Annotated in this window: 19 protein-coding genes; 10 read left to right on the top strand and 9 right to left on the bottom strand. The window is 68.0% G+C overall.

The features are described from left to right. Positions 1-361 precede the first annotated feature (361 nt). On the top strand, positions 362-676 hold the full coding sequence (locus tag ACTWP8_RS22745) for a hypothetical protein (RefSeq protein WP_443323993.1): 315 nt from the start codon (positions 362-364) through the stop codon (positions 674-676). A 311-nt stretch (positions 677-987) separates the two neighbouring features. Here ACTWP8_RS22745 and ACTWP8_RS22740 read toward each other — a convergent pair whose 3' ends face one another. Then, positions 988-1,323 carry a hypothetical protein gene (locus tag ACTWP8_RS22740; protein WP_443323992.1) on the bottom strand — a complete coding sequence of 112 codons (336 nt, stop codon included), beginning with the start codon at positions 1,321-1,323 and terminating at the stop codon, positions 988-990. Positions 1,324-1,476: 153 nt separating this feature from the next. Here ACTWP8_RS22740 and ACTWP8_RS22735 point away from each other — a divergent pair, with 153 nt between their 5' ends. Further along, the gene (locus ACTWP8_RS22735; protein WP_443323991.1) at positions 1,477-1,614 is read left to right on the top strand and encodes a hypothetical protein; all 138 of its coding nucleotides are present in this window, start codon (positions 1,477-1,479) and stop codon (positions 1,612-1,614) included. Between the two features lie 153 nt (positions 1,615-1,767). Here the strand turns inward: ACTWP8_RS22735 and ACTWP8_RS22730 are convergent, their stop codons facing one another. After that, complete coding sequence (locus ACTWP8_RS22730) at positions 1,768-3,231, bottom strand: hypothetical protein (protein ID WP_443323990.1); 1,464 nt, start codon at positions 3,229-3,231, stop codon at positions 1,768-1,770. A 122-nt stretch (positions 3,232-3,353) separates the two neighbouring features. Continuing rightward, entirely contained in the window at positions 3,354-4,319 is a 966-nt protein-coding gene (locus tag ACTWP8_RS22725; protein ID WP_443323989.1) for a hypothetical protein, read from the bottom strand. Between the two features lie 654 nt (positions 4,320-4,973). Between ACTWP8_RS22725 and ACTWP8_RS22720 the strand changes: the two genes are divergently transcribed. From ACTWP8_RS22720 to ACTWP8_RS22700, 5 genes are all read left to right on the top strand, one after another. Beyond that, positions 4,974-5,234, top strand: a complete 261-nt coding sequence (locus ACTWP8_RS22720; protein WP_443323988.1) for a hypothetical protein — start codon at positions 4,974-4,976, stop codon at positions 5,232-5,234. Between the two features lie 21 nt (positions 5,235-5,255). Further along, complete coding sequence (locus tag ACTWP8_RS22715) at positions 5,256-7,340, top strand: NACHT domain-containing protein (RefSeq protein WP_443323987.1); 2,085 nt, start codon at positions 5,256-5,258, stop codon at positions 7,338-7,340. A 682-nt stretch (positions 7,341-8,022) separates the two neighbouring features. Then, complete coding sequence (locus tag ACTWP8_RS22710) at positions 8,023-12,045, top strand: nSTAND1 domain-containing NTPase (protein ID WP_443323986.1); 4,023 nt, start codon at positions 8,023-8,025, stop codon at positions 12,043-12,045. 446 nt (positions 12,046-12,491) lie between these two features. Further along, complete coding sequence (locus ACTWP8_RS22705) at positions 12,492-13,280, top strand: GntR family transcriptional regulator (RefSeq protein ID WP_443324024.1); 789 nt, start codon at positions 12,492-12,494, stop codon at positions 13,278-13,280. After that, the gene (locus ACTWP8_RS22700) at positions 13,277-14,056 is read left to right on the top strand and encodes a glycosyltransferase family 2 protein (protein WP_443323985.1); all 780 of its coding nucleotides are present in this window, start codon (positions 13,277-13,279) and stop codon (positions 14,054-14,056) included. The genes ACTWP8_RS22705 and ACTWP8_RS22700 overlap by 4 nt, the downstream gene beginning before the upstream one ends. An 87-nt stretch (positions 14,057-14,143) precedes the next feature. On the opposite strand, the gene ACTWP8_RS22695 is transcribed toward ACTWP8_RS22700, so the two are convergent. Both ACTWP8_RS22695 and ACTWP8_RS22690 read right to left on the bottom strand, forming a co-directional pair. Further along, complete coding sequence (locus tag ACTWP8_RS22695) at positions 14,144-15,055, bottom strand: FkbM family methyltransferase (RefSeq protein ID WP_443323984.1); 912 nt, start codon at positions 15,053-15,055, stop codon at positions 14,144-14,146. A 97-nt stretch (positions 15,056-15,152) separates the two neighbouring features. Then, positions 15,153-16,388, bottom strand: a complete 1,236-nt coding sequence (locus ACTWP8_RS22690) for an amidohydrolase family protein (protein WP_443323983.1) — start codon at positions 16,386-16,388, stop codon at positions 15,153-15,155. 201 nt (positions 16,389-16,589) lie between these two features. On the opposite strand from ACTWP8_RS22690, the gene ACTWP8_RS22685 reads away from it, so the two are divergent. Further along, complete coding sequence (locus tag ACTWP8_RS22685; RefSeq protein ID WP_443324023.1) at positions 16,590-17,045, top strand: DoxX family membrane protein; 456 nt, start codon at positions 16,590-16,592, stop codon at positions 17,043-17,045. 98 nt (positions 17,046-17,143) lie between these two features. Here ACTWP8_RS22685 and ACTWP8_RS22680 read toward each other — a convergent pair whose 3' ends face one another. Then, positions 17,144-17,638 (bottom strand): DUF3237 domain-containing protein, encoded by a 495-nt coding sequence (locus ACTWP8_RS22680; RefSeq protein ID WP_443323982.1) that lies wholly within the window; start codon positions 17,636-17,638, stop codon positions 17,144-17,146. A gap of 65 nt (positions 17,639-17,703) precedes the next feature. Next, positions 17,704-18,168: an ester cyclase gene (locus ACTWP8_RS22675; protein ID WP_443323981.1), complete on the bottom strand. Its 465-nt coding sequence runs from the start codon at positions 18,166-18,168 to the stop codon at positions 17,704-17,706. 134 nt (positions 18,169-18,302) lie between these two features. Between ACTWP8_RS22675 and ACTWP8_RS22670 the strand changes: the two genes are divergently transcribed. After that, positions 18,303-18,968 (top strand): TetR/AcrR family transcriptional regulator, encoded by a 666-nt coding sequence (locus ACTWP8_RS22670; RefSeq protein ID WP_443323980.1) that lies wholly within the window; start codon positions 18,303-18,305, stop codon positions 18,966-18,968. 210 nt (positions 18,969-19,178) lie between these two features. Beyond that, entirely contained in the window at positions 19,179-19,748 is a 570-nt protein-coding gene (locus tag ACTWP8_RS22665) for a hypothetical protein (protein ID WP_443323979.1), read from the top strand. A gap of 144 nt (positions 19,749-19,892) precedes the next feature. Here ACTWP8_RS22665 and ACTWP8_RS22660 read toward each other — a convergent pair whose 3' ends face one another. Both ACTWP8_RS22660 and ACTWP8_RS22655 read right to left on the bottom strand, forming a co-directional pair. Then, positions 19,893-21,215 carry a hypothetical protein gene (locus tag ACTWP8_RS22660; protein ID WP_443323978.1) on the bottom strand — a complete coding sequence of 441 codons (1,323 nt, stop codon included), beginning with the start codon at positions 21,213-21,215 and terminating at the stop codon, positions 19,893-19,895. A 76-nt stretch (positions 21,216-21,291) separates the two neighbouring features. After that, entirely contained in the window at positions 21,292-22,053 is a 762-nt protein-coding gene (locus ACTWP8_RS22655; RefSeq protein ID WP_443323977.1) for an IclR family transcriptional regulator, read from the bottom strand. Positions 22,054-22,102: the final 49 nt, after the last annotated feature.

Genomic DNA, 22,102 nt, shown 5'->3' with positions numbered 1-22,102 from the left:
TGTCTAGAAGTAACAGGTCAGGGCCACCTCACGAACTCGTGAGGTGGCCCTGACTCGTTGCGGGGAGCCATCCTGGGAGAAATCTGGGAGAAGATCTTGGAATCCCACTCCCAGACCTGGCCTATCGAGCCCGCTGTAGACGCTCCTGTAGGAGATCGTTAAGGACGGCCACCGGTGACGTGGGACCCATCTCCAGAACTGGAGGCGAGCCTGAGTCGGTGGCCTGCTGAATGGGGGGCGACGGGCTGCGGCATGGATTCCGGATATCTCAGGTCATCCGGGATCCATGGCGGCCCGCCTCGCTCCCCCGCGCGGCACCTCCGCGCGTGCGGACGCCATCGTGCGGTCGCAGACTTCCCTCATGAGCAACAACGACCCCCTGCTCCAGTTCCTCGCGCAGGACGCATCGAGCACGAAGCCCAGCACCGCCGGATACAAGATCGCCGTCGTGGTCGGAGGCGTCGAGTTCCGGGGCCACGTGGTCCACCCGGATGCCTTCCTGGAGGAGATGCTGAGGACGGAAGAGCTGACTTCCGCGTACGGGGCAGGCGCAGCCCACCGGGACGCCAGCGAGTATCTGCACCTGCTCGCGGACAAAGGGCCGGACATCAACGACAGGCAGAAGCGTCACGTTCGCTTCCGGATGGACGGCATCGATGCATGGTGGGCCGAGTAGCGGCATGCCCGACACGACGTGATCGTGCGCTTCAATGGGTGACCCGCTCGGCGGCCGTGCGGTGCTCCCTCACTCGCACGCGCGTAGGGGCCCTGTAGCCCTAGCTCGGACTAAGGGAACAAGTAACCCGCTGGTAGCTTCCGATGTTCGTGTCTGCCGTTTCCCGGTGGGCGGGGCGCCTGGTTGGGCTGTTCGGGTGAATGACCTCACGGACGAGAACCGGCGAGGTCGAGCCGCATTGGGCCCGTGTTTCGCCGTGCGTGTCCACGAGCCGGGCCAAGCGGGCAGCGTCATCGGGGCAGCCGAGGCGCTCAAGTTCCCACACCAGCCAGTCTCGGCGGGTCGGCGTTGACTGTGCGCTTGTCACTGTTACCGGGCATAACTGTGAAACTCTTCGGGGCTCGGAAGCACATCTGGCTTCCGGTAAGCGGGACTTCCGTTGACTGAAACATGGGGCAGTGGTCGGCGCGCGACCAACGATCTGCCCTGAAGGCGAGCTGGACTGTACCCATGAGACTGGAGAAGAGCCGGAAGGCGCTCACGCTGGCGGAGAAATACCGGAGCTCCTGGAGGAGCTCGTCGACGACCCGGAGGCGTTCGGGGATGCCTTCGTCGGGACAATCGCCGTGATCCGCAGGGTCGGTCACGCGGTCGACTTCGAGTCGAAGCAGTTGGGGCGGGCGCCGCAAGAATGTGAGGGACGTGGTCCTCCACGAGGCGGCGGCTGGACTGACGTCCCACATATCAGGTGCGGATCTTGCCCGGACCTTATTCGGGACTACGAGGCGGGCGGTCTCGATGTGGAACGCCTCGCCGACATCGCGGGCATCGCCTCCGTCCGGTCCACGGGATACGAAGCCACCGGCCACCTCCTGACGCTTCTGGCCGACCTGGCCGTCCCTGACGGTGAGGGGAACGACTTCTGGGTCAGCCTGTGACGGGCGTCGGGCACTGCGTAGCTGCTGCCCGCCAACATATTGGGGCCTGGTGGTGCGTGCGCTGAGTGGAGACGGAGCCGGGCGCCGCCCACGATCGCGGGCGGCCCTCACTCCCCAACGTGAGGACCGCCCGCACTGATCAATCCGCCTCGGTTAGATCACCTCGCGCACATACGCCGGGGTGACCGTCCAAGCCGCATTCTGGACGCCGGCGGCGGCGTTCGAGGCGAGCGGGAGGCCGTCTTCCGCCGCGGTGGCCGCCACGTCCTGCGCGAACGGCTGCACGTCGCTGGCTACCCCACCGGCGAACGGCTGCGTGTACCCCGCGACACCCTGGGCGAGGTGCGTGCCGCTGCTGCCGAGCTCCTGGGCGACCGGCTGGACATCCGCGACCACGCCGTGGGCGACCGGCTGCCCGCCCGCCACGACGTTCTCGGCGAACGGCTGGACCTGTCCGAGCACGGCCTGCGCGAACGGCGTGACCGTGCTGACGACGCCGCCGGCGAGGGGCTGGACCTCGCCGACCACACCGGTGGCGAACGGCTGAACGTCGCTCACCACACCCGTGGCGAAGGGCTGCACATCGCCGACCACGCCGGTGGCGGTCGGCGGGACCTCGCCGACCACGCTGGTGGCGAACGGCTGCACGTCGCCCACCAGGCCAGTGGCGAAGGGCTGCACATCGCCGACCACGCCCTGGCCGAGGACTCCCGCATCGCCGACGGCCTGCCCGGCGACCGGGAGGGCCGCGCTCACGGCCTTGGCGGCGATGGGCGGCAGCACCTCCTGCGCCGTTTCATCGACGATGGGGTCAACCGCGGTCGCGGTGCGCTGGGCCGTACCGGGCAGCTGCCCCACGCGCGCCTGGACATCGTCGGCGGCCTCGCCTGCGGAGCCGTGAGCCTGGCCGGCGTAGGCCTTGGCCTGGGACTGGGCCTGACCCGGGAAGGCCTCCACCTGGTCCTGGGCAGGCTCGAGGTGCGGTGCGAAGGCGGACAGGGGACCGAAGAGGTAGTCGATTTCCTCCTGCGGGGAGGGCGGCACGTCGCGAGAGGGCAGGTTGCTCTGGGCGTCGCGGCGGGTCTCCTGGGCGGTCGCCGGAGCACCCTGCGCGGCACGGGCCTGCCGACCGGCGTTGGCCTGAGCGCCCGCGGCGGACTTCGTCACCGTCCGGGCGGCATCGGTGTGCTGTGCGGCTCCGGCCGTGCGGGTGGCCTTGCTCCGGGCGTCCTGCGCCTCGCCGTTGGCGGTGCGACTGGCGCCGGCTGCCTTGGCCTTGGCGGTGCGACTGGCGCCGGCTGCCTTGGCCTTGGCGGTGCGACTGGCGTCGGCTGCCTTGGCCTTGGCGGTGCGACTGGCGTCGGCTGCCTTGGCGTTGGCCGTACGGGTGGGGCCAACGGCCTTGGACTTGGCCGTGCGAGTGGTGGCGGCCGTCTTGTCCTGCACCGCGTTATTCGTGTCGGATGCCTTGTCCTTCACGGCGTCGGCTGCGTCGACGTCCGGGGTCGTCAGGGTGTGTGAGGGAAGCTCGGCGGCGCTGGCCGCGGCAGTGCCGAGAGCCCACATACCGGTGGCCGTGGCAGCCACGTATATGGAACGGCGAATTGCCTGATTCATGCTGGTGTCGGGTCCTTCGAATTCGATGGATCGGAGATCTACTTCGATCGATCGGCGATCTCCGGCTTGGGCAGACCTGTTCCGCCCCCGCGCGGCAGGTCACAGAGGGGGAACTGGCTGCCCTAACCGGGGAATTCGATGATGTCGCGGCAACCGTCGCAAAGCGGCGCCGTAGTGGCCAAGAGGCCGGAGGCACCCGGCGGGAATCCGCACGACGTGCTGTGCAGGATCGCGTGGGCGTGCTGGTCGCCGGTGCCCTCGGCCGTCGTCTTCCAACCGGGGATGTCAGGCGGATCCGTGGGCGACCGGAGGGGACCGTCTTCGGCAGGGATGCCGAGCGAGCGTCCGTGGCTGTGCTCGCCGGGCGGGCCCGGCAGGCTCATCGGCCTGAACGGCGAGTGGTTTTCCGTCCTGAGCGGCTGCTGGAAGTTCAGGCCTTGGAGCGCCGTGCGGTGCACCGAAGGGCGATTCTGTGTGCGGCAGTCAGCGGCGTCCGGCACGGAGCCGTCGCTCTGGTGCGGCGGCATCAGGTCCGGTGCGGCAACCGGAGGAAGGGCACCGAAGAGGTCCTCGACGAGCCCGAACCACGGCCGCCCGACATCCCCGGTCATGCCGATGACAGACTGCCCGGTGCCCGCCGCGGCGCCCGCTCCCTCATCCGCGCGCGGCACCGCATCCACGGCTGCCTGCACGGCCCCGGTCAGCGGCTTCACCGCGGGTCTGGCGTGCTCAACCCCGTGGGTGGCGGTGGCGGCGGTTGCCGAGGCACCGGCGCCCGGCTCAGCCACCGCGGACCGGCCCTCCGACTCACTCGCCGAAGTTGCCGACCGGAGCACGGAATCAGCGGACCCGCCTGCGAACTCTTTCGGGCTCGGCTGCCCGATGCCGACGACTGGCGAGAGCGGGCTGCCGGGCAACTGGCTTGCCGTCGGCGGCGTCGGCACCTCGACCGCCTCCGCGTGCTCCGCGAAGGCGAAGCCGAGCGTCACCAGGGCCCCGAGGAACACGGCGACCCGCAGCCCACGCCACCGCGCCGCCATGCGCAGCACGCGCAGAGCGGCGCCTGGCAGCGCGGGTGCGGGAGTCAAGATCGGGTGAGCCCTCCATCAAGCGGAACACAGCGCCCCGGGGAGCATGTCGGTCGCATACTCGCACGCGACCTCCAACCTCGGGCAGCCCTCATGTTACTGACGGGTTGGCAGTCCCGGAATGGCTAGTCGCTTCCGGATGTCCAGGACCAGGCCGTCCCCGAGGACATCTCCGTGGCCGACTACCCTGCCCTCATCGCCGCCGCCCGACACAAGACCCGCATCCCCGCCCGGCCCCCAACCACCCCGGGCCGAGCCTGAAAAGCGGAAGGTCGCCCGATCCATCCGATCGGGACCTTTGTCGTGGGGGCTCGTACGCACGTCTTCGATCCGCCGCGTGCCCCTGTGGCCCGGACGCTGGGAGAAATCTGGGGGAAGATCTTCTCCCGACGGCCGCACTACACAGGGCAGAACCCATCCATACCAACGTCCTGACCTGCATGTACGCCACTCATCCGAGGTGTAGATCGACTCCGGACCTTATTGGGACGAAGCGGTGGTGGGGTCAACCCCCGCCATTGCTGACCTTGCTTCTCAAGATCGCCTCAAAGCGGTTCGCATCTCGTCAATCAACGCATGGCGGGCCTCACGAGCGGCCCGCCGCGCCTGGACGTACTCCACCGAGTTCGCGTCGTGTCCTGCAACCACTACGTCATGGAAATCGAGCACCGTGAGAGTGGCCCGGCCAGCCGTGTCGACGACCTGCTGTCGGGCCACCAACGCCAGTTGCTGCTGCGCGGCGTACACACCGTGCGCGCCAATCGCAACGTCTGGGGCCGTCGTCGACCCAGTGCCCGCCTGCCCCGTTATTCCCCGCTGCTGACCGCCGCTTCGGGCACGGAAGGGCACGGCGTCTTCCGACTCGCTGTTCGGGCTGCTGGCTTTCGCTGCGAACAGCGCCCCGGGCGGGGATGAGTCACGGCATGATGACTCACCGTGAGACGTGGGGGATACCGCCGGGGGCCGAAGCGCGTGGGTCTCTGGTTTTTGCTGTGGCTGGTGCTGACGGCTGTCGCGGCGCTGGTGCTGGTCCGGTACTTCGGGATGACCGAGACAGCGGCCACGTGGTTACTCGGTTTGCCAATCGCCTACCTGGCGTGGAAGGCCTTCTACCACGATCGGGTCGAAGCCGCTGCCGTGGACCTGGAGACAGCGGCCGGTCAGTTGGCGGAAGCGGTGAAGAGGCAGTGGGACGCTGAGGCCGCGATCCGCCGGGTAAACGACCCGTACCCGCTACCGGTCGCCTGGCGCCCCGCTGACGCGGACCTGGTCGAGCCCTGGGAGCTGCTGACCGATGTGGCCCGGGCGTGGCCCGGCGGCCCGCCGGGTGATCCTGCCGATTGGCCTGGAGATACTGCGGGGTTGGCGGGCGCTGATGGACAGATCGGTGAGGTGTTCACCCAGCGAGTGCCTACCCGCCGCCTGGTCGTGCTGGGGGAACCTGGCTCTGGCAAGACGATGCTGCTCATCCGGCTGCTTCAAGGCCTGATCGAACAGCGGTCGGACGGCGGCTTGGTGCCGGTGCTGTTCTCCCTGGCTTCCTGGAATCCCACTCACGAGTGTTTGACGGGGTGGCTGGCCGAGCAGCTACGCCGCAGCCATCCTGGCCTGCGCGCGCTAGCCCCGCCGACCGCGCCCGAGGCGGACCCGGTCGACTTGGCCCAGGCCATACTGGAGGGTCGGCGGATCCTGCCGATCCTCGACGGTTTCGACGAACTCCCCGCTGCCTTGCACGCGATGGCCCTGGATGCCCTTAATCGTGCCTTGCCCGCGAAGCAGCCCCTGGTGGTGGCCAGCCGCGCCGCCGCCTACCGGGACGCTCTCACCCGGCCGGACGCCACAGTGGTGCGACTCAACGGCGCCGCCGGTATCCACCTGCTGCCGCTCACCGCCGACGAGGCGGCCGCCTACCTGCGCCGTGACGCGGGCGGTGAGCGCACCCCCGCCGCCGACCGCTGGAACACCGTGGCCACCCACCTGGGCACCGATACCCCCGTCGGGCAGGCGCTGAGCACCCCGCTGGGCCTGTTCCTGGCCCGCACCATCTACAACCCCCGCCCGCATACCCCGGCCGCACCCGGTCCCGTCCCCCACCCGGACGAACTCTGCGACATCACCACCTTCCCCACCCGCACCGCCCTGAATACCCACCTGTTCAAGGAGTTCATCCCCGCCGCCTACACCCCCCGCCACCCCCGCCCGCCCCGCTGGCCCGCAACCCAAGCCCACCGCACCTTCATCTTCCTCGCCCGACACCTGGAGACCAACCGCGACAGCAGTCCCGACCTGGCCTGGTGGGAACTCCACCACGCCATCCCCGCGTCTGTCCGCCGCCGGACGTTCGAGTGGGTGACCGCCCAACCCGTGAGTACCTCAAGTGCACAACTGCGCTGGTCAGCTGACTTGCTCACGTTCAGATTCGCGTTCGCGCTCGCCTTGGGGCTCGCGGGCGGGCTCGCGTACGGGCTTACGTATGGGCTCAGCGTCGGGCTCGGGATCGGGGTCGCGGGCGTGCTCGTGTTCGGGTTCGTGGGCGGGATCGAGGCAGAGAAACCTGACCTCACTACCATGGTCGGACCCGCGGCACTGCTTACCCAGGACCGCCGCAGCTTCTTCGCGGTCGGGCTCAGGTCATGGCTCATAGCCGGGCTCATGTTCGGCCTCGCGGGCGGGCTCCTGGACGGGCTCCTGGGCGGGTTCGCGGACGGGCTCGGGGTCGGACTCACGGGTGTGCTCGTGGGTGTGCTCATGTTCGGGCCCCTGGCCGGCCTCGAGAGCGGGCTCGTGGAGACGGCATGGGGAGGCTGGGTGGTAGCCAGGGCCTACCTGGCGATGCGGCGCAAAGTCCCGTGGGATCTGATGACGTTCCTCCAGGATGCGCACGAGCACCGCGGTGTACTGCGGCAGGTCGGGGCGGTGTACCAGTTCCGGCACCTCGATCTGCAACGCCACCTTGCCCAGCATCCCTGGCCCCCACCACCCGACAACCCACACCTCGTTCGTCCTCTCCACCGCCCCTGATGAGCTTGCTGTGGCCCTCTGAGCTCTGACCGATGGAGCGCAGACGAGCGCGTGACCACGCGGGCGGCGTGGAGAGACTGGTTCAAATCCCGCCACCCCGACTGACACCAGATCAGGCCCGGCTTCCGGAAACGGAAGCCGGGCCTGATGCGTAATCTGGGCCGCCTCGGGAGTGAGCGGGGGAGTGGATCATGGACATCTCACTCCCCGCCAAGTGGCGCAGGAATGAGAAGGGCATGAGAGGCGGAGCGATCAGGTCACCACACGCCGCGTCGTCCGGCGCCGGTCCCTCCCCTCGTGGGGACCGGTGCCGAACGGTGGGGGCGGCGTCGGTCCGCGCCGCACCGGCGCGGACCGAAGAAAGGCCGGACCCGTGGTCGACGCGACAGCAGTCCGAATGGGACCGGCTCCACGGATCTCTCAAGCTCACGCGACGAGACCGTCGCCACCGTCTCGTAACTCCGGCGGAAGCTGACCGAGAACGTGCTGTGCCATCGGTTGTCTCTCCGTGCGCTGAGCTTGTGGCCTCGTGAGGCGACGCGCGGTTGATGCGCGCTCCATGATCCTGCCAGCTGTGGCTCCCGCCGAGGGGGTTCCGGCACCGGGCGGATGACGTAGCCGCAGGTCAGCCAGATAGAGTGAGTTTTCCGGTCCGGATGTCCAGACGCGGGGGAAGTAAGGGGTGGAGACCTTGAGTTCCGACTCAGGGGCACGCACAGCCTTCGCGGAACGTCTCGCGCTGCTGTACAAGGAGGCCGGTAACCCTCCCCTCCAGCGCGTGGCCGAGGCAGTCGTCCGGCTTCGGCGGGTCGACGAACGCGGGCGGCCCGTGCGGGTGTCCGCTCAACGGATCAGCGACTGGCGACGGGCCAAGAACGTGCCTGCCCAGTTCGCCGCCCTCGCAGCAGTGCTGCACATCCTGATCCCCGAAGCGCGGCGCTCGATGCCCGCGCCGGTGTCCACGGGCCTGTACGACCTGACTCAGTGGCAGCGCCTGTGGGAGCGCGCGGTGGCCGACCCGGTCGGCGACCGCCCCACGTCATCCGCGGAAGAGAACGAACGACCCCCGGCCGAAGCCCTGACCGTCCCGGGTGGTGTGTGCCCATACCGGGGGCTGGCTCCGTACCGTCAGCAAGACGCCCGGTGGTTCTTCGGCCGGGAGCGGAGCACGGATGCCCTCATCGCTCAGCTCCTCGCAGCGGAGAAGGCGGGTGGCTTGGTCATGCTCGTGGGCGCCTCAGGGGCGGGAAAATCCTCCCTGCTGAACGCCGGCTTGGTGCCCACATTGGAGAACTGCGCACTGAGCGACGAGGACAGCCGGGCGAGGGAGGTGGTCCAGTTCGTGCCGGGGGGCGATCCTCTCGTGGAGCTGACCCGCCGGATCCCCGATCTTGCACACGTCGTCTCTGCCGCGGAGGAACCGGCGGCGAAGGAGCCCGGTAGTCCGCAATTCGCGCACGTGGTGAGGGAGGCCGTCACGGCATGGGCGCAACGCGCCGCCCCCGCCCGTCCGGTCGTCATCGTGGATCAGTTCGAGGAGACGTTCACCCTCTGCTCCAACGAGGCGGACAGACGCACTTTCATCCAGATCCTCCACGCTGCGTGCACTCCCGCCGACCCGGGTGACCCGGCCCCCGTGCTCGTAGTCCTCGGCATACGCGCCGACTTCTACGAGCAATGCCTCGGGTATCCCGAACTGGCTGACGCGCTGCAACACCGGCACATGGTGCTCGGGCCGCTGACCACCACGGAGCTGCGCGAAGCGGTGACCGGCCCGGCCAAGGCCGTGGGCCTGGAACTCGAACCGGGGCTGGCGGAGCTGATCGTCCGGGAAGTGAGCGCTGACGGCCCCCGCGGGGCACACGACGCGGGGGTGCTGCCGCTGCTCTCCCATGCCCTGCTCGCCACCTGGCAGCGACGAAAGGCGCGAAGGCTGACGCTGGCCGGCTACCGCGCGGCGGGCGGAATCCAGGGAGCGGTGGCGGCGACCGCGGAGCGGGCCTGGTCCGGCCTCGACCCGGCAGCACGTACGGCCGCCAGACTGCTCCTCCTCAGGCTGGTCCGGCTGGGCGAAGACACCCAGGCCACCCGTAGGCGGGGGACGCGGCGCCAACTGGCAAAGGAGTCAACGGACCCCAACAAGACGGAGGAATCGCTCGAAGCACTGGTTCGCGCCCGATTGGTGACACTCGACGCGGAGACCGTGGAGATCACCCATGAAGCGCTGCTCCACGCCTGGCCACGCCTGCGCGACTGGATCGACGAGGACAGGAACGGCAACCTGCTGCGTCAGCGGCTGGAGGAGGACGGCAGGGCCTGGGAGGGCTCGAACCGTGACTCGTCACTGCTCTACCGGGGTTCCCGTCTGGAACAGGCCCACAACTGGGCAAAGTGCGCCGGTGACACCTTTCTGACCCGGAGCGCGGTGGAATTCCTGGCTGCTTCGGTCAGGCTGCGCAAGCGCACCGTCTGGATCAGCCGCAGCGCGGTGTCGGCTCTGGTCGTCCTGGCGATGCTGGCTGTCGGTTCGGCCGTGGTCGCGTGGCAGCAGCGGGACGATGCCGTGTTCGAGCAGGTGCTCGCCGAAGCCGATCGCGTCCAGCACACGGATCCGTCGTTGTCCGCTCAACTCGACCTGGTGGCACACCGCTTGCGCCCAGACGACGATGGCGCGAGCAATCGGTTGATCTCGATAGTGAACGCGCCGCTGGCCACGCCGCTTCTCGGCCACACCGGTGCCGTCTACCTCACCTCGTTCAGCCCGAGCGGGCGGATCCTGGCCACCGCCAGCTACGACCGGACCATCCGACTGTGGGACGTGACGGACCCGACTCGCCCCAAACCCTTGGGCAAGCCCCTCACCGGCCACAAGAGTTGGGTGAGCAGTGCGGTCTTCAGTCCGGACGGCCGTACGCTCGCCAGCGCTGGGGACGACGGCACGATTCGGCTGTGGAACGTGCGGGATGCCAGACACCCGCGCCCGCTCGGTGCGCCCTTGACCGGCCATGACGGCACGATCTACCTGCTTGCCTTCAGCCCGGACGGACACACTCTGGCCTCCGCCAGCGAAGATCGCACCGTTCGCCTGTGGGACGTGGGCGACCCACGTCGGCCGAGGCCGCTCGGTGCTTTGACCGGCCACACCGCCGCTGTGCGCTCCGTGGCGTTCAGCCCCGACGGACGGACGCTGGCAGCCGGTGGCGATGATGACACGATCAGGCTGTGGGGCCTGGCCGATCCGCGTCATCCGATACCGATCGACGCGGAGCTGACCGGCCACGCGGGCACGGTGCACTCCGTGGCCTTCAGCCCCGATGGCCGCACTCTCGCCAGCGGCAGCGCGGACGACACCATCCGGCTCTGGAACGTGGCCGACCAACGCCACGCGACACCGCTCGGCGCGCCGCTCACCGGCCACACCGGCCCCGTATGGTCAGTGGCCTTCAGCCCCGACGGAACCATGCTCGCCGCCGGCAGCGCAGACAGCACGGCGAGCCTGTGGAACGTCAGTGATCCGGCATACCCGTCGCAGGTCGGCGAGCCTCTCGCAGGGAGCAAAGGCGAGATGTACGCCCTGGGCTTCAGCCCCGACGGCCGGACCCTCGCCACCGGGAGTGGCGACAACACGGTCCGCCTGTGGTCGATACCGACGTCCGACATGATCGGCCGCATCGGAGCGTTCCGCCAGGACGGGCGGGTGCTCGCCACGGCCGCGCGCGACAGAAGGATCCGATTGTGGAACGTGGAGACTCCCAACCGGCCCGTGGCGCTGGGCGAACCGTTCACGCCTGGTGAGGGTGAGGTGCGTGCGTTTCCGGCTTTCTCTCCCGATGGCCACATGCTCGCGGTGCTCCTGTCGGACGTCGATGCCGGAAGTCGCGCGCTGCGGCTGTGGAACGTCACCGACCCGACTCGGCCTGTCGCCTACGGGCCGGCCCTCGCGCTGCGGACACGGTTCGCGGCTGCGCTGGCCTTCAGCCCGGACGGGCGTACGCTGGCAACCGCCTATGACGACCGCACCATTCAGTTGTGGAACGTCAGCGACCCATCCCACCTTCGTCCGCTTGGCGCGCCGCTCACCGGCCACAAGGGCTACGTCAACTCCCTCGTCTTCAGCCCGAATGGCCGAACTCTCGCCAGCGGCAGCGCGGACGGCACCATCCGGCTGTGGAATGTGGCCGACCCACGTCATGCCGCCCGACGCGGCGCGCCTCTCACGGGGCACCTCGGACCCATCAACGCGCTCGCCTACAGTCCGGACGGCCGTACATTGGCCAGCGGCAGCGACGACAATACGGTCCGGCTCTGGAACATCACCGACTCCCTCAGGGCAACCCGGCTGGGCTCGCCCCTCACTGGCCACACCGACGCGATCGTGTCGCTGACGTTCAGCCAGGACGGCCGTACCCTGGCGAGCGGCGGCAATGACAACATGGTCCGGCTCTGGAACGTCACCCTCCCATCCAAGGCCACGCCCATCGGTCAATCCATGAGCCCCAACGCCAAGACAGGCAAATTCCTGTCGTTCAGCCCCAAAAGCCACATGCTTGGAGTGTCGAGTGGCTCCGATACCGTCCGGCTGTGGAACCTGGACGTCGGCGAGGCCGTTCGGCGCATTTGCTCGACCACTCGGGGCGTTCTGACGCCGGAAAATTGGCACGAGTATCTACCCCGCCTCTCCTACGCACCGCCGTGCGGTAAGTAACGGAGCCCAGGCTCAACTCTTGGTTCTCTGTTTCCACCTCTTGTGGACAGTGTTGCGTGATCCCGATCACAACTCCTCGTTGCAGCTGCGCAGTCGGCTCCCGCGGCACAAACAGCCTTGTTAGTCTTGGTCGCAGCCCGATCGCTGGTGCATCCCCCGTCGCCAGCGGTCGGGCGCTTCCATGTCCTGCGGGCCCTCCGGTGGTTGCCGTGGACTCATCCACGACCTGGCATCTCCTTGCGAAGTGCCTTTCGATACGGCAGGGCAGGTGGCCCGCATGAGCAACGGCTAACCCCATGAGTTGAGTTGTCGGTTCGTGATCGGACAGCAGGCGAGATTGAGGAAGGCTTCGTGGATGAATGCCTATGATCGAGCCGTCCTCCACTCATCAAGAGCTCTAGAGGACTCGTATGCTCAGTGCCGTGGACGACGGGACGGGAGCACCAGTGGCAAAGGCGTACGAGCGGATCGCTGACGACCTCCGCAGACCCATCCGCGCAGGTCAGCTCAAGCCTGGCGACCGGCTGCCCGCCGAGTCGGATCTCGCGAGGCGCTACGGGAAGAGCCTGCCGACGATCCGGCAAGCCCTCGGCCTTCTGGAGGCCGAAGGGCTGATCTTGAAGAGACACGGCCGCGGAAACTTCGTACGCCGGCCCCGCAAGCTCGTGCAGCGCACCAATGACCGGCACCAGTGGGAGAAGGACCGCGCACGGGAGTCGTTTGTCCAGCGATCGCGGACCGGGGCAACCGAGCACGACACCGGCCTGGAAATAGACGACCTCATCTTCTACGCGGCGTACCGCGAGATCAAGGCCGATGAGGAGCTCGCAGCCGCATTCGGCGTCCCCGAAGGGACAGCCTTCCTGGAGCGCACCTACCGGACGCGGTATCGCGCCGAGACTGCCCCGTTCACCCTCGTGCGTTCCTACCTCGTTCGCGACATGGTCGCGGGGAATCCCGACCTCTTGGACGACTCGAAGGAACCGTGGCCAGGAGGTACGCAGAATCAGCTCTATACGGTGGGGATCGAGCTGGGCCGCATAGAAGAACGTGTCACCGCTCGCCCGCCCACGGCGGAGGAGGCGGAGGAGCTGGAGCTACCGCCCGGGACAGCGGCCCTGATTCTTCGGAAGAGGTCGTTCGACATCGACAACCGCGTTGTGGAGCTCTCCGACGTCGCCCTGCCCGGTGACCGCACGGAAATGCTCTTCACCACTCAACTGGAAAGGTGGTGACTGCCGTGCGCCAGCGCATCGTCGTCATTACTGCTGTCCACGCGCCGGCCGCCCACCACCTACCGGACGCCTACCGGTCCCTCAACGAGCAGCAGCTTCCCGATGGTTGGGACTGGCAGTGGGTGATCCAGGAGGACGGGGAGACCGACAAGGTCAGTCCCTGCGTGCCGGACGATCCGCGAGTGAGTTTCGAGCAAGGTCGGCGAGGAGGCCCGGGGGTCGCCCGGACCATCGGACTTGCGCGGGCCGACGGTGAGTTCGTCAAGGTGCTGGACTCCGACGACATGCTGGCGCCGGGCGCCTTGGCGCGAGATCTGGCCGTCTTCTCCAAACATCCCAGCCTCGGCTGGACGACTTCGCGGGTGCTGGATGCACTGCCGGACGGCTCCACCGTCGGGTTCGACCAGGACCCGTCCGAAGGGCCCATCGAGCGGGGGGCTGTGCTCGACCACTGGCGAGCTCACGACTTCCGGGCGCAGGTTCATCCAGCGACTCTCTGCGTACGCCGTGATCTGCTGCTCGCCCTCGGCGGGTGGATGGCTCTGCCCGCCTCGGAGGACACCGGTCTCTTGCTCGCGCTGAACGCCGTGAGCCGTGGTTGGTTCACCCGCGAGGTCGGACTCCTCTACCGCAAGTGGCCTGGACAGGCCACCAGCCAGGCCGCTCACGTCAACAAGGACGAACGAGAGGCGCGCATGGCCGTCGTGGAGGCCAGGGCGCGGGCGCTGACCGGGCTCGGATGGAGCCTTCCCGTCACCGATGAGCTGGCTCCGTAATCGAGCAATCTCCTGCATCGCACGCCTCAGCCGACCCCCAATGGACAGTGACGGCCGCATCGTAGAAGCGGTCCGTCCCCGTACATATCAGGGGAGGGTCTCAGCGTCGATGCGGGAGAAGATCAAATCGCTCTCCTCGACGACCGGCCCCCGCCAGCGCACCGGTACCTGTGGTGCGCGGCGCAAGGCGGTCGGGTAGCTCGCCGCGGCGTAGTCGTTGGCCAGGCGGTACGTGTGGAAACCGTGCTTGCTCAGCGCTTCCAGGAGCTCATCGACAGAGTCTCCCAGGTCGGCCATCCGCTGAGGAGTGACCTCTATCGTCAGCTCGGCATCGGGTCGGAGCCGGTCAAGGGCCGGGGCAAGGCCCCGGACAACCGCGCCCTCCGCGCCCTCCACGTCAATTTTGATCACCCGGGCCCGGGTGAGTTCGTCCTCGGTGAGGACCTCGGGCAAGGGGTGGGCTTCGGCTTCGAAGGTGGACTCGACCGCCCCGTCGTAGGGCACGATGCTGTTGGCGCCCATATTGCGGGAGCTGACAAGGATGAACGTCAGCAGCTCATCGCGGTCGGAGACGGCGGTGTTGACCGCGCGGACGTTGTCGCAGGCGTTGATCCCGGCATTACTGACGAGCCTGTCATGGAATGCCCGTGATGCCTCAACGGCCACCACCTGCCCCTCAGCGCCCACAAGGCGCGAGGCCAGCACGCTGTAGTAGCCCATGTTGGCTCCGACGTCCACGAACACGTCGCCGGGCCGCAGTCGGCGCTCCAGCCAGCGGGTCAGGTGCGGTTCCCACACTCCGAAGAGGTAGAGATAGCGCTGGATCAGGTCCTGAGTGTCGACGGCGAACCTGGTGCCGGACCGGGTCCCGGCGACCCGCTGGCGGGGATGGTCTCGCAGGCGGGGATTCAGGTAGTGCGCGGCCAGCGATGCTTTGCCGAGCGAGCCGGGAGCATGGCGTACGTACCAGCGGCAGAGGGTGACCAGGGTCTCTGACATGGGGCTCCTCATGCGCCGCCTCTCCGCAGGTTCCATGCGAACCGTAACACCGGGGCCACTGAGGCCCCCCGTGCTCCACCACGGTCGGCGTTCGGCCTCAGACAATGGGCGAATCGGTCAGATCCTGGTCAAGCGGCAGGCCGAGCATACGGATGGCGTTCCCGCGCAGCAGCTTGTACGCGACATCCTCGGGGAGGCCGGCCACATGATCGGCCGCTACCTGCTTCGTGTGCGGCCATGTCGAGTCGACGTGCGGGTAGTCGGTCTCGAAGGTCGCGTTGTTCACGCCCACGGTCTCGATCGAGTCGATGCCGTGTTTGTCGCGGAAGAAGCAGCAGAAGATCTGCCGGTAGTAGTACGTGGACGGGGGCTCGGGGATCAGATCGCGCACCCCGCCCCAGGCCCGGTGCTCCTCCCACACGTCGTCCGCGCGCTCCAGGGCGTACGGGATCCAGCCCATCTGCCCTTCGCTGTACGCCAGCTTCAGCCGCGGGAACTTCACCAGCACTCCGCTGAAGAGGAAGTCCATCATCGATGCCATCGCGTTGTTGAAGCTCAACGACGCCTGCACAGCCGGCGGCGCGTCCGGTGAGGCCGCGGGCATCTGCGACGACGACCCGATGTGCATGTTCACCACGGTCCCCGTCTCCTCGCACGCCGCGAAGAAGGGGTCCCAGTAGCCGGAGTGGATCGACGGCAGCCCCAGATAGGTGGGGATCTCGCTGAAGGTCACCGCCCGCACGCCACGAGCGGCGTTTCGCTTGATCTCAGCCACCGCGAGTTCGACGTCCCACAGCGGGATCAGGCACAGCGGGATCAGCCGGCCGCCGCTGTCGCCGCACCACTCCTCCACCATCCAGTCGTTGTACGCGCGGACACACGCGAGCCCGACCTCCTTGTCCTTGGCCTCCGCGAACGTCTGCCCGCAGAAGCGCGGGAAGGTCGGGAAGCAGAGCGAGGCCTCCACATGGTTCAGGTCCATGTCCTCGAGCCGGGATTTCGGATCCCAGCAGCCCCGCCGCATCTGCTCTCGCGTGATGCCGTCAAGCGTCATCTCGTCCCGCGAGAATCCGACGGCGGCAATGATCCGCTTGTACGGGAAGATCTCCCCCTCGTACTCCCACCAGTCGGTGATCTGACCCTCCGGATCGGTCGTGAACCGGTACTTCCCGGCGATGTACTCCAACTCGCCGATGCCGGCCGTGAACGGCTTCGGCCCCCTGTTCTGGTACTTGCCTGGCAGCCATGTCTTGAAGAGGTGCGCAGGCTCGATCACGTGGTCATCCACGCTGATGACCCGGGGCAGATCGGTGCCGTTCCTCGTGCCAGCCATGCGGCCCTCCCTGGTGCCTGCCGATCCCGCGGCCTGAGCTATCTGACGAACCGTCAGCTCGATGCTATGGCGAGCGATGCCCGGCGACAAGCGCACTGAAGGGGTTGCCTGATGGCGAAGGGGGTGCGCACCTCTTGCGCGTAGCTCTCAACGTGGGCTGAACTGACGTACCGTCAGTTCACCTTCCGAAGGGTGCACGAGATGCAATCGATCTGGCTCGATGGAGCCGAGTGGCTTGCGGTGTTGCGCATCGGCCTCGGGCTGTGGTGGCTGGAGAGCTGGCGGCACAAGGACAAGAAGACCTGGTTCACAGGCTCCGGCATCACCTGGGCGGCGGACATCGCGCGCAAGCACCGGTGGAGCTTCGTACGCAGCGGCTTCAAGGGCTTCGTTGAGCCGCGTCCGAAGGTCATGGCCTACGTGGTCGCGTACGCCGAGCTGGCCCTCGGCCTCGGCCTGATCTTCGGGTTCCTCACTCCGGTCGCCCTCATCGGCGGGCTTCTGCTGAACCTTCTCTACGTCATCCTGATGATCCACGACGTGGCGGAGCAGGGTCAGAACTCGATGATGGCGCTGATCTCACTGGTTGGGTTCTTCGGAATGAGCTGGCAGACATGGTCCCTGGACAACGCCTTGGGCCTCTTCATGGCTGGGTAGCGTTCTGTCTGGTCCAGTGTCCGAAGACGAGGGGCGAGCTCGGGACGACGGCGTGGACTGCCACGAGCCAGTAGAGCCCAGAGCGAATGTGAGCCGGTTCAGACAACCCGAGAGACTTTGTAGGCAATCCCGCCTTCGACCAGGTACCCGGACCCTACGCAGACAATGTCGTTCAGCCATGCGTATTGCTCCGCCCCTGTTTCGAAGAGCGGGGTCGTCCGGAAGTAGTAGCGGGCAGGGTCGATCTGATATCTCTTGACGGGATCGGCCATGTCGGATCGCAAGTCGGGTGGGGTAATCCAGCGACCGCCATAGGTCATATGTACCAGGGCGGCGTCGTGCGTGCGCAGTGTCAGTCGGACATCCAGCGCCATCGCTCCGTCGGGACGAAACAGCGCCCAGTCGCCACCGCCCGGTAGCACTTCGCCGCGTAGCCTCGGGCCTTCGAACGACCCTCCGGCAGCCCCGAAAAGAATCCGCTGACCGAACGGGCCACTGCCCATGCTCAACCGCGGATTCAAATCGACGATCATGTCGAAGAGATGCGCCGTCCTGATCTCGCCGACGGCCTTCACCCGTGAGTCTGACGCCATGTGTCATCGCCTTCGGTTGATAGGAGAGGGGGCACAGGAAAGCGCCGCGTTTCATGAACGCCTGCCTATCGGTTGCGCAGACCCGCGGCGTCTCCGAACAATTTTCGCCGAACCGCGTCCGTCGAGACGCCCGATTGAGCGCAGAGCGCCGACAGGTCGAAGAAGAACCGCTCGCCGGCAATCAGGTCGTCCTTGAAAGCAAACTGAATGAACACCGGCAGCTCGGCGCGCCTGCCGTTCGGGACCACGCCGAACCGATCGCCCGTCATGGTCATCTGCACCGTCCCCCAGCAGATCAAGGTGGCGCCGTTGCCGGCGTGACCTTGCAGGACGACGTTGTAGTCCGGAAACGAAATGAAGAACTGCGTCAGTGCCTTCTCGTTCTGAGCCAGGCCTCGAGCCGTCGTCCCGAAGGCTGGGGTCACGAGCAACATGTCCTGGTGGAAAAGCTTCATGGCCGCAGGCACGTCCTGCCGGCTCTTGGCAACAGCCAGCGCTTGCGCCAGCTCGAACATTCGATGGCCGTTCATGCGCGCCTCCTCCAGCCGGGCACTCCACCGAACCGTGGAGGCCCGAGCCTCCCGGGGAGCACGCGAGCGATCCGGTGAGAACTAAACGTACGACCGATCGTATGTTTAGGCAAGGGTGTGGCAGGATGGAGTCAATGAACGAGCAAGTGCAGCAAGCGGGTTCGGATGCGGGCATCCGATCGCCCGAGCGCACGGATACGGCGGTATCCGACCAGCGCCTCTTGCGTGGTGCGCGGGCCAGGCGGACCATCGCCCGCCATGCCGTCGACGTCGCGTCGCTGGAGGGGCTCAACGGGCTCAGCATCGGCCGGCTGGCCACGGACCTCGGGCTGAGCAAAAGCGGCATCCAGACTCTCTTCGGAACGAAGGAGAACTTGCAGCTCGCCGCCGTGGAGTCGGCGGGTGAGCAGTTCACCGAAGCGGTCGTCCACCCCGTACGGGCCGTGCCTCATGGCGCTGCCCGACTGCGCGCGCTGATAGAACGCTGGATCTCCTATGTCGAGACACCGGTGTTCGCCGGTGGCTGCTTCTGGGGGGCGAACCTCCCCGACTTCGACAGCCGACCCGGGAAGGTCCGTAACGCGCTGTTCCGTCACCATCAGGACTGGCTCGCCCTCATCGCCGGCGAGCTGCGACACGCCGTCGACAACGGGGAGATCGCCGACCTGGACATCGACCTCACGGCCTTCCAGATCGACGCCGTGCTCACCGCCGCGAACACCGCGGTGCGCCTCGGCGACACTGACGCCGTGAACAAGGTCCGCCGCGTGGTCGACGGGTTCCTCACGCCTCGCCACTGACCCGCAGTCGGCGGCGTGCGGCAGCACTGCCCTGAACGAAGGCCCTTCGCCCGCCCTACGTAACCCCCGTTTCAGCGCTCCCGTGCGCCCTCGGCGAGCAGCGGGACAGCCGCATATGAGCCAAGGGGGGCACCCCCTGGACGAGGTAGGCGGCCGGTTGCTCCTAGGATCCTCTGGATATCTGTGTGAGTTCCTTGCCTGGGGGGTGACTTGGGGGCCACCGAGCAGCTCCTGACGATCGCTGCTGTACTGCTGGGTTCGTTAACCTCGCATCTGACCAACTACTTGATGGAGAGGAATCGCAAGCGATACGAGCTGCTGACGCGGTGGGATGACCGGAAGCTCGATGCCTACGAGGGCTACGTCGACAAGGTGAGAGCGGGCATCTTCCTGGCCGTCCAGCTCTACGAGCACAGGGAGGGGCTCCGCGAGAGCGAGATGGCCGAGACAGAGATGCTCGCGGAGATGGCGGAGGCTGCTCGTCTGCGGGGGCGGGCGTTCGAGCGGATCATGCTGCTGGCCGGTGACCACGTCGTTGAGGCGGCACACGAGCTGAACGCAGCTGCTCTCCACGTGGATTGGCAGGCAGTGGGCAAGCTGGCAGGCACCTTGGAAGAGTGGCGCGTGCGGAACCGAGCGGTGTTCCGGGCGATCAACGACTTCCATGAAGCTGCTCGGGAGGACCTCGGCGTTCAGGGCAACGTCACCGGTGAACAGCACCCCGAGCGAGATCTGCTGCTCCCCCCGTCCCGCCGTGAAGGTGACAGCGCCGCCACCTGAAGCCTCAACGTGCGGGCCTTTCGAAGACGACATTCCGCCGTACCGCCGAAAGACCCCCGCGCCGGGGAGGCGCTGCGGCAGGGGTGGACTCCGGGGCCCCGCGCACTCATGAGCCGAGGCCGTCCGCCTTCTGGCACGGAGTAGTCAGGCCCGGGCTAAGGACGGGACGAAGGGCGTGCAGATGGCGTGATGGCCCAGGTGGACCTTGCGGCTGGTGTTGACGAACGTGGCGTGACCGCCGAGGAGTTCGCTGCCGTGCTCGTCGCGGGCATAGATCGGGGTCAGGCGGATCCGCGCCCTCGGCATCAGGCACAGCTGCCTGCTCTCCGGGTGGAGAAACTCGACGTCGAAGCGATCGCTTTCCACCAGGTCGCTGATCACGAAGCGAGCGGACGTCGCCTCGGGGCACCCCGGGACGCGGCCGGCCGCGGCCGCGTCCAGGGCGCGGCGCCAGCGACTCGCCGAGTGATCGCCGAAGAAGACTCCCCTGCTTCCCCAGGTGAACTCCGGGGCGTCGGAGTCGATCACTTTCAGCACCTTCTGGCGGCCGCACGCCTTGAGTTGCTCCACCCATGCCGGGTCGGGCCGGGCCGGCAGCACCTGCGAATGCGGCACGCTCGTGCGGAGCACGACCAAGGTCTGCGCACCAAGCCGCTGGACGATCCGGCACTCCAGGGCCTCGTCCCAGAGGAGCGAGAGCAGTGCTTTGGTGCCGTAGCCGTGGAAGAGCGGGTTGATCAGGCGCTCGGCCGCCGCGAGGATCTGCCGACGGAGCCGCGTCTCGTACTGCCGCAGCTCCTTGACGTAGCAGAACCGCCAGCCCCTGCGCCCGTCGTCACGGAACGAGGAGAAGAACTCCACCTCCATCGGGCGGCCGAACTGCTCCCGCATGCGGCTGGCGGCGAGCTCGTTCTCGGGCCGGTACATGGGGTACTGGTCGTCCATCCAGATCCGCTCGATACCGCGCTGGTGGAAGGCCCGGAACAGGTCGCTCGCACCCACGCCGTACGCCCGCTCGAAGGCGTGCATCTTGCCGACGTTGCCGAACGCCTCCTCGATCTCGGTCACCCGGGGGCTGCCCTGGCTCAGGACGACATCGAGCCGGAACAGCTCGATGCGACGGCCCAGGTCGCGCCCGCGCAGATCCTCGGGGACCCCGATGTCCAGGACGGCCCGGGCATGCGGCTCCCCCTCCGCGTACAAGTCCCGCGCCGTGTCGCAGAGCGCGCACACGGCGGCACCGAGCCGTTCGAGTCGCTGCGTCAGACCAGGGCCGAGCGGGAAAGGGCGCGCGGCAACGAGCCAGGGCACCCGCTCCGGATCGGACCCGCCGTACCGCACCTTCAGCGCGACGAGCGCTTCCTCGGCGCGGAGCGCAGCTCCCAGCCGGTCGGGGTCCTGCGGCGTCGGCACGTACACGACACCCGCCAGATCGTGCCGCCGGTCCTCCCGTGCGAAGGCCTTCACACGAAAACCCTAAGTCCGGCGGAGCGGCCCCGGCACCCTTCCCCCTGGTCGCGGCCTGCCCGGACATCGGCCTCAGCTAGGAATTCGCGTACCCCAGCGTCCCCGACAGCCGCTTGCCCGCCGCCACCACCGCGTCGATCACGGGCGGCAGCGCCTCGGGCGGCAGCCGGACGGTGGGCGCCGAGATGTTGACGGCGGCCACGGGCGTCCCGCGGAAGTCCAGCACCGGCGCCGCCACCGCGGTCAGGCCGGGCTCGTGCTCCTCGGCGCACACCACGTAACCGGCCCGACGCTCCTCGTGAAGACGCTCCAGCAGGGCGGGGACGGTCCGGGGCGCGCGCTCACTGCCGGGCAGGGTTTCTCCCGCGGTCCCGAGCAGGGCGGCCACCTCGTCGTCCGAGAGGCCCATCAGCAGGGCGCGCCCGGAGGAGGTGCAGTTGAGCGGGGATGTCTGGCCGACGCGCTCGTGGACCTGGAGGGTGCGGGCGGGGCGCTCCGACAGCACGGTTACCACGGCGTTCCCGGCCAGCGATGTGAGGTGCGCCGCCTCGCCGAGCTGACGGACGAGGGCGCGCAGCACGCCGGGCGCCTCATGCCGCAGCGGGTTGTCCTCGGCCGCCGCAGCGAGGGCGAAGAACTGCCAGCCCAGCCGATACTCCAGCGTCTGCGGGTCGCGCACGGCGAAGCCCTCCTCGGCCAGCACCTTCAGGGTGCGCGAGACCTGCGTCTTCTCCCTGCCGATCGCGTTCGCCACCTCCTGGACGCGCAGCGGCCCCTGGCCGAGAGCGCGCAGGACGTCCAGGGCGCGCTGGACGCTGCTGAGGCCGTCGTTGCTCATGGGCTCACCTTCTCGCAGCCGTGCGTATAGCGCAACAAGAGTTGTCGTA

The sequence above is a fragment of the Streptomyces sp. 7N604 genome (genome assembly GCF_052245475.1).
Classification (GTDB): Bacteria; Actinomycetota; Actinomycetes; order Streptomycetales; family Streptomycetaceae; genus Streptomyces.
Note: the sequence above shows the minus strand (reverse complement) of the source record. Positions and strands in the feature narration are given on the sequence as shown.

Bases quoted from the DNA above. Each gene is read 5' to 3' on its own strand.
- ACTWP8_RS22745 (WP_443323993.1), top strand. From the start codon at position 362: ATGAGCAACAACGACCCCCTGCTCCAGTTCCTCGCGCAGGACGCATCG.
- ACTWP8_RS22730 (WP_443323990.1), bottom strand. From the start codon at position 3,231: ATGAATCAGGCAATTCGCCGTTCCATATACGTGGCTGCCACGGCCACC.
- ACTWP8_RS22720 (WP_443323988.1), top strand. From the start codon at position 4,974: ATGGAAATCGAGCACCGTGAGAGTGGCCCGGCCAGCCGTGTCGACGAC.
- ACTWP8_RS22695 (WP_443323984.1), bottom strand. From the start codon at position 15,055: ATGTCAGAGACCCTGGTCACCCTCTGCCGCTGGTACGTACGCCATGCT.
- ACTWP8_RS22690 (WP_443323983.1), bottom strand. From the start codon at position 16,388: ATGGCTGGCACGAGGAACGGCACCGATCTGCCCCGGGTCATCAGCGTG.
- ACTWP8_RS22685 (WP_443324023.1), top strand. From the start codon at position 16,590: ATGCAATCGATCTGGCTCGATGGAGCCGAGTGGCTTGCGGTGTTGCGC.
- ACTWP8_RS22680 (WP_443323982.1), bottom strand. From the start codon at position 17,638: ATGGCGTCAGACTCACGGGTGAAGGCCGTCGGCGAGATCAGGACGGCG.
- ACTWP8_RS22675 (WP_443323981.1), bottom strand. From the start codon at position 18,168: ATGAACGGCCATCGAATGTTCGAGCTGGCGCAAGCGCTGGCTGTTGCC.
- ACTWP8_RS22670 (WP_443323980.1), top strand. From the start codon at position 18,303: ATGAACGAGCAAGTGCAGCAAGCGGGTTCGGATGCGGGCATCCGATCG.
- ACTWP8_RS22655 (WP_443323977.1), bottom strand. From the start codon at position 22,053: ATGAGCAACGACGGCCTCAGCAGCGTCCAGCGCGCCCTGGACGTCCTG.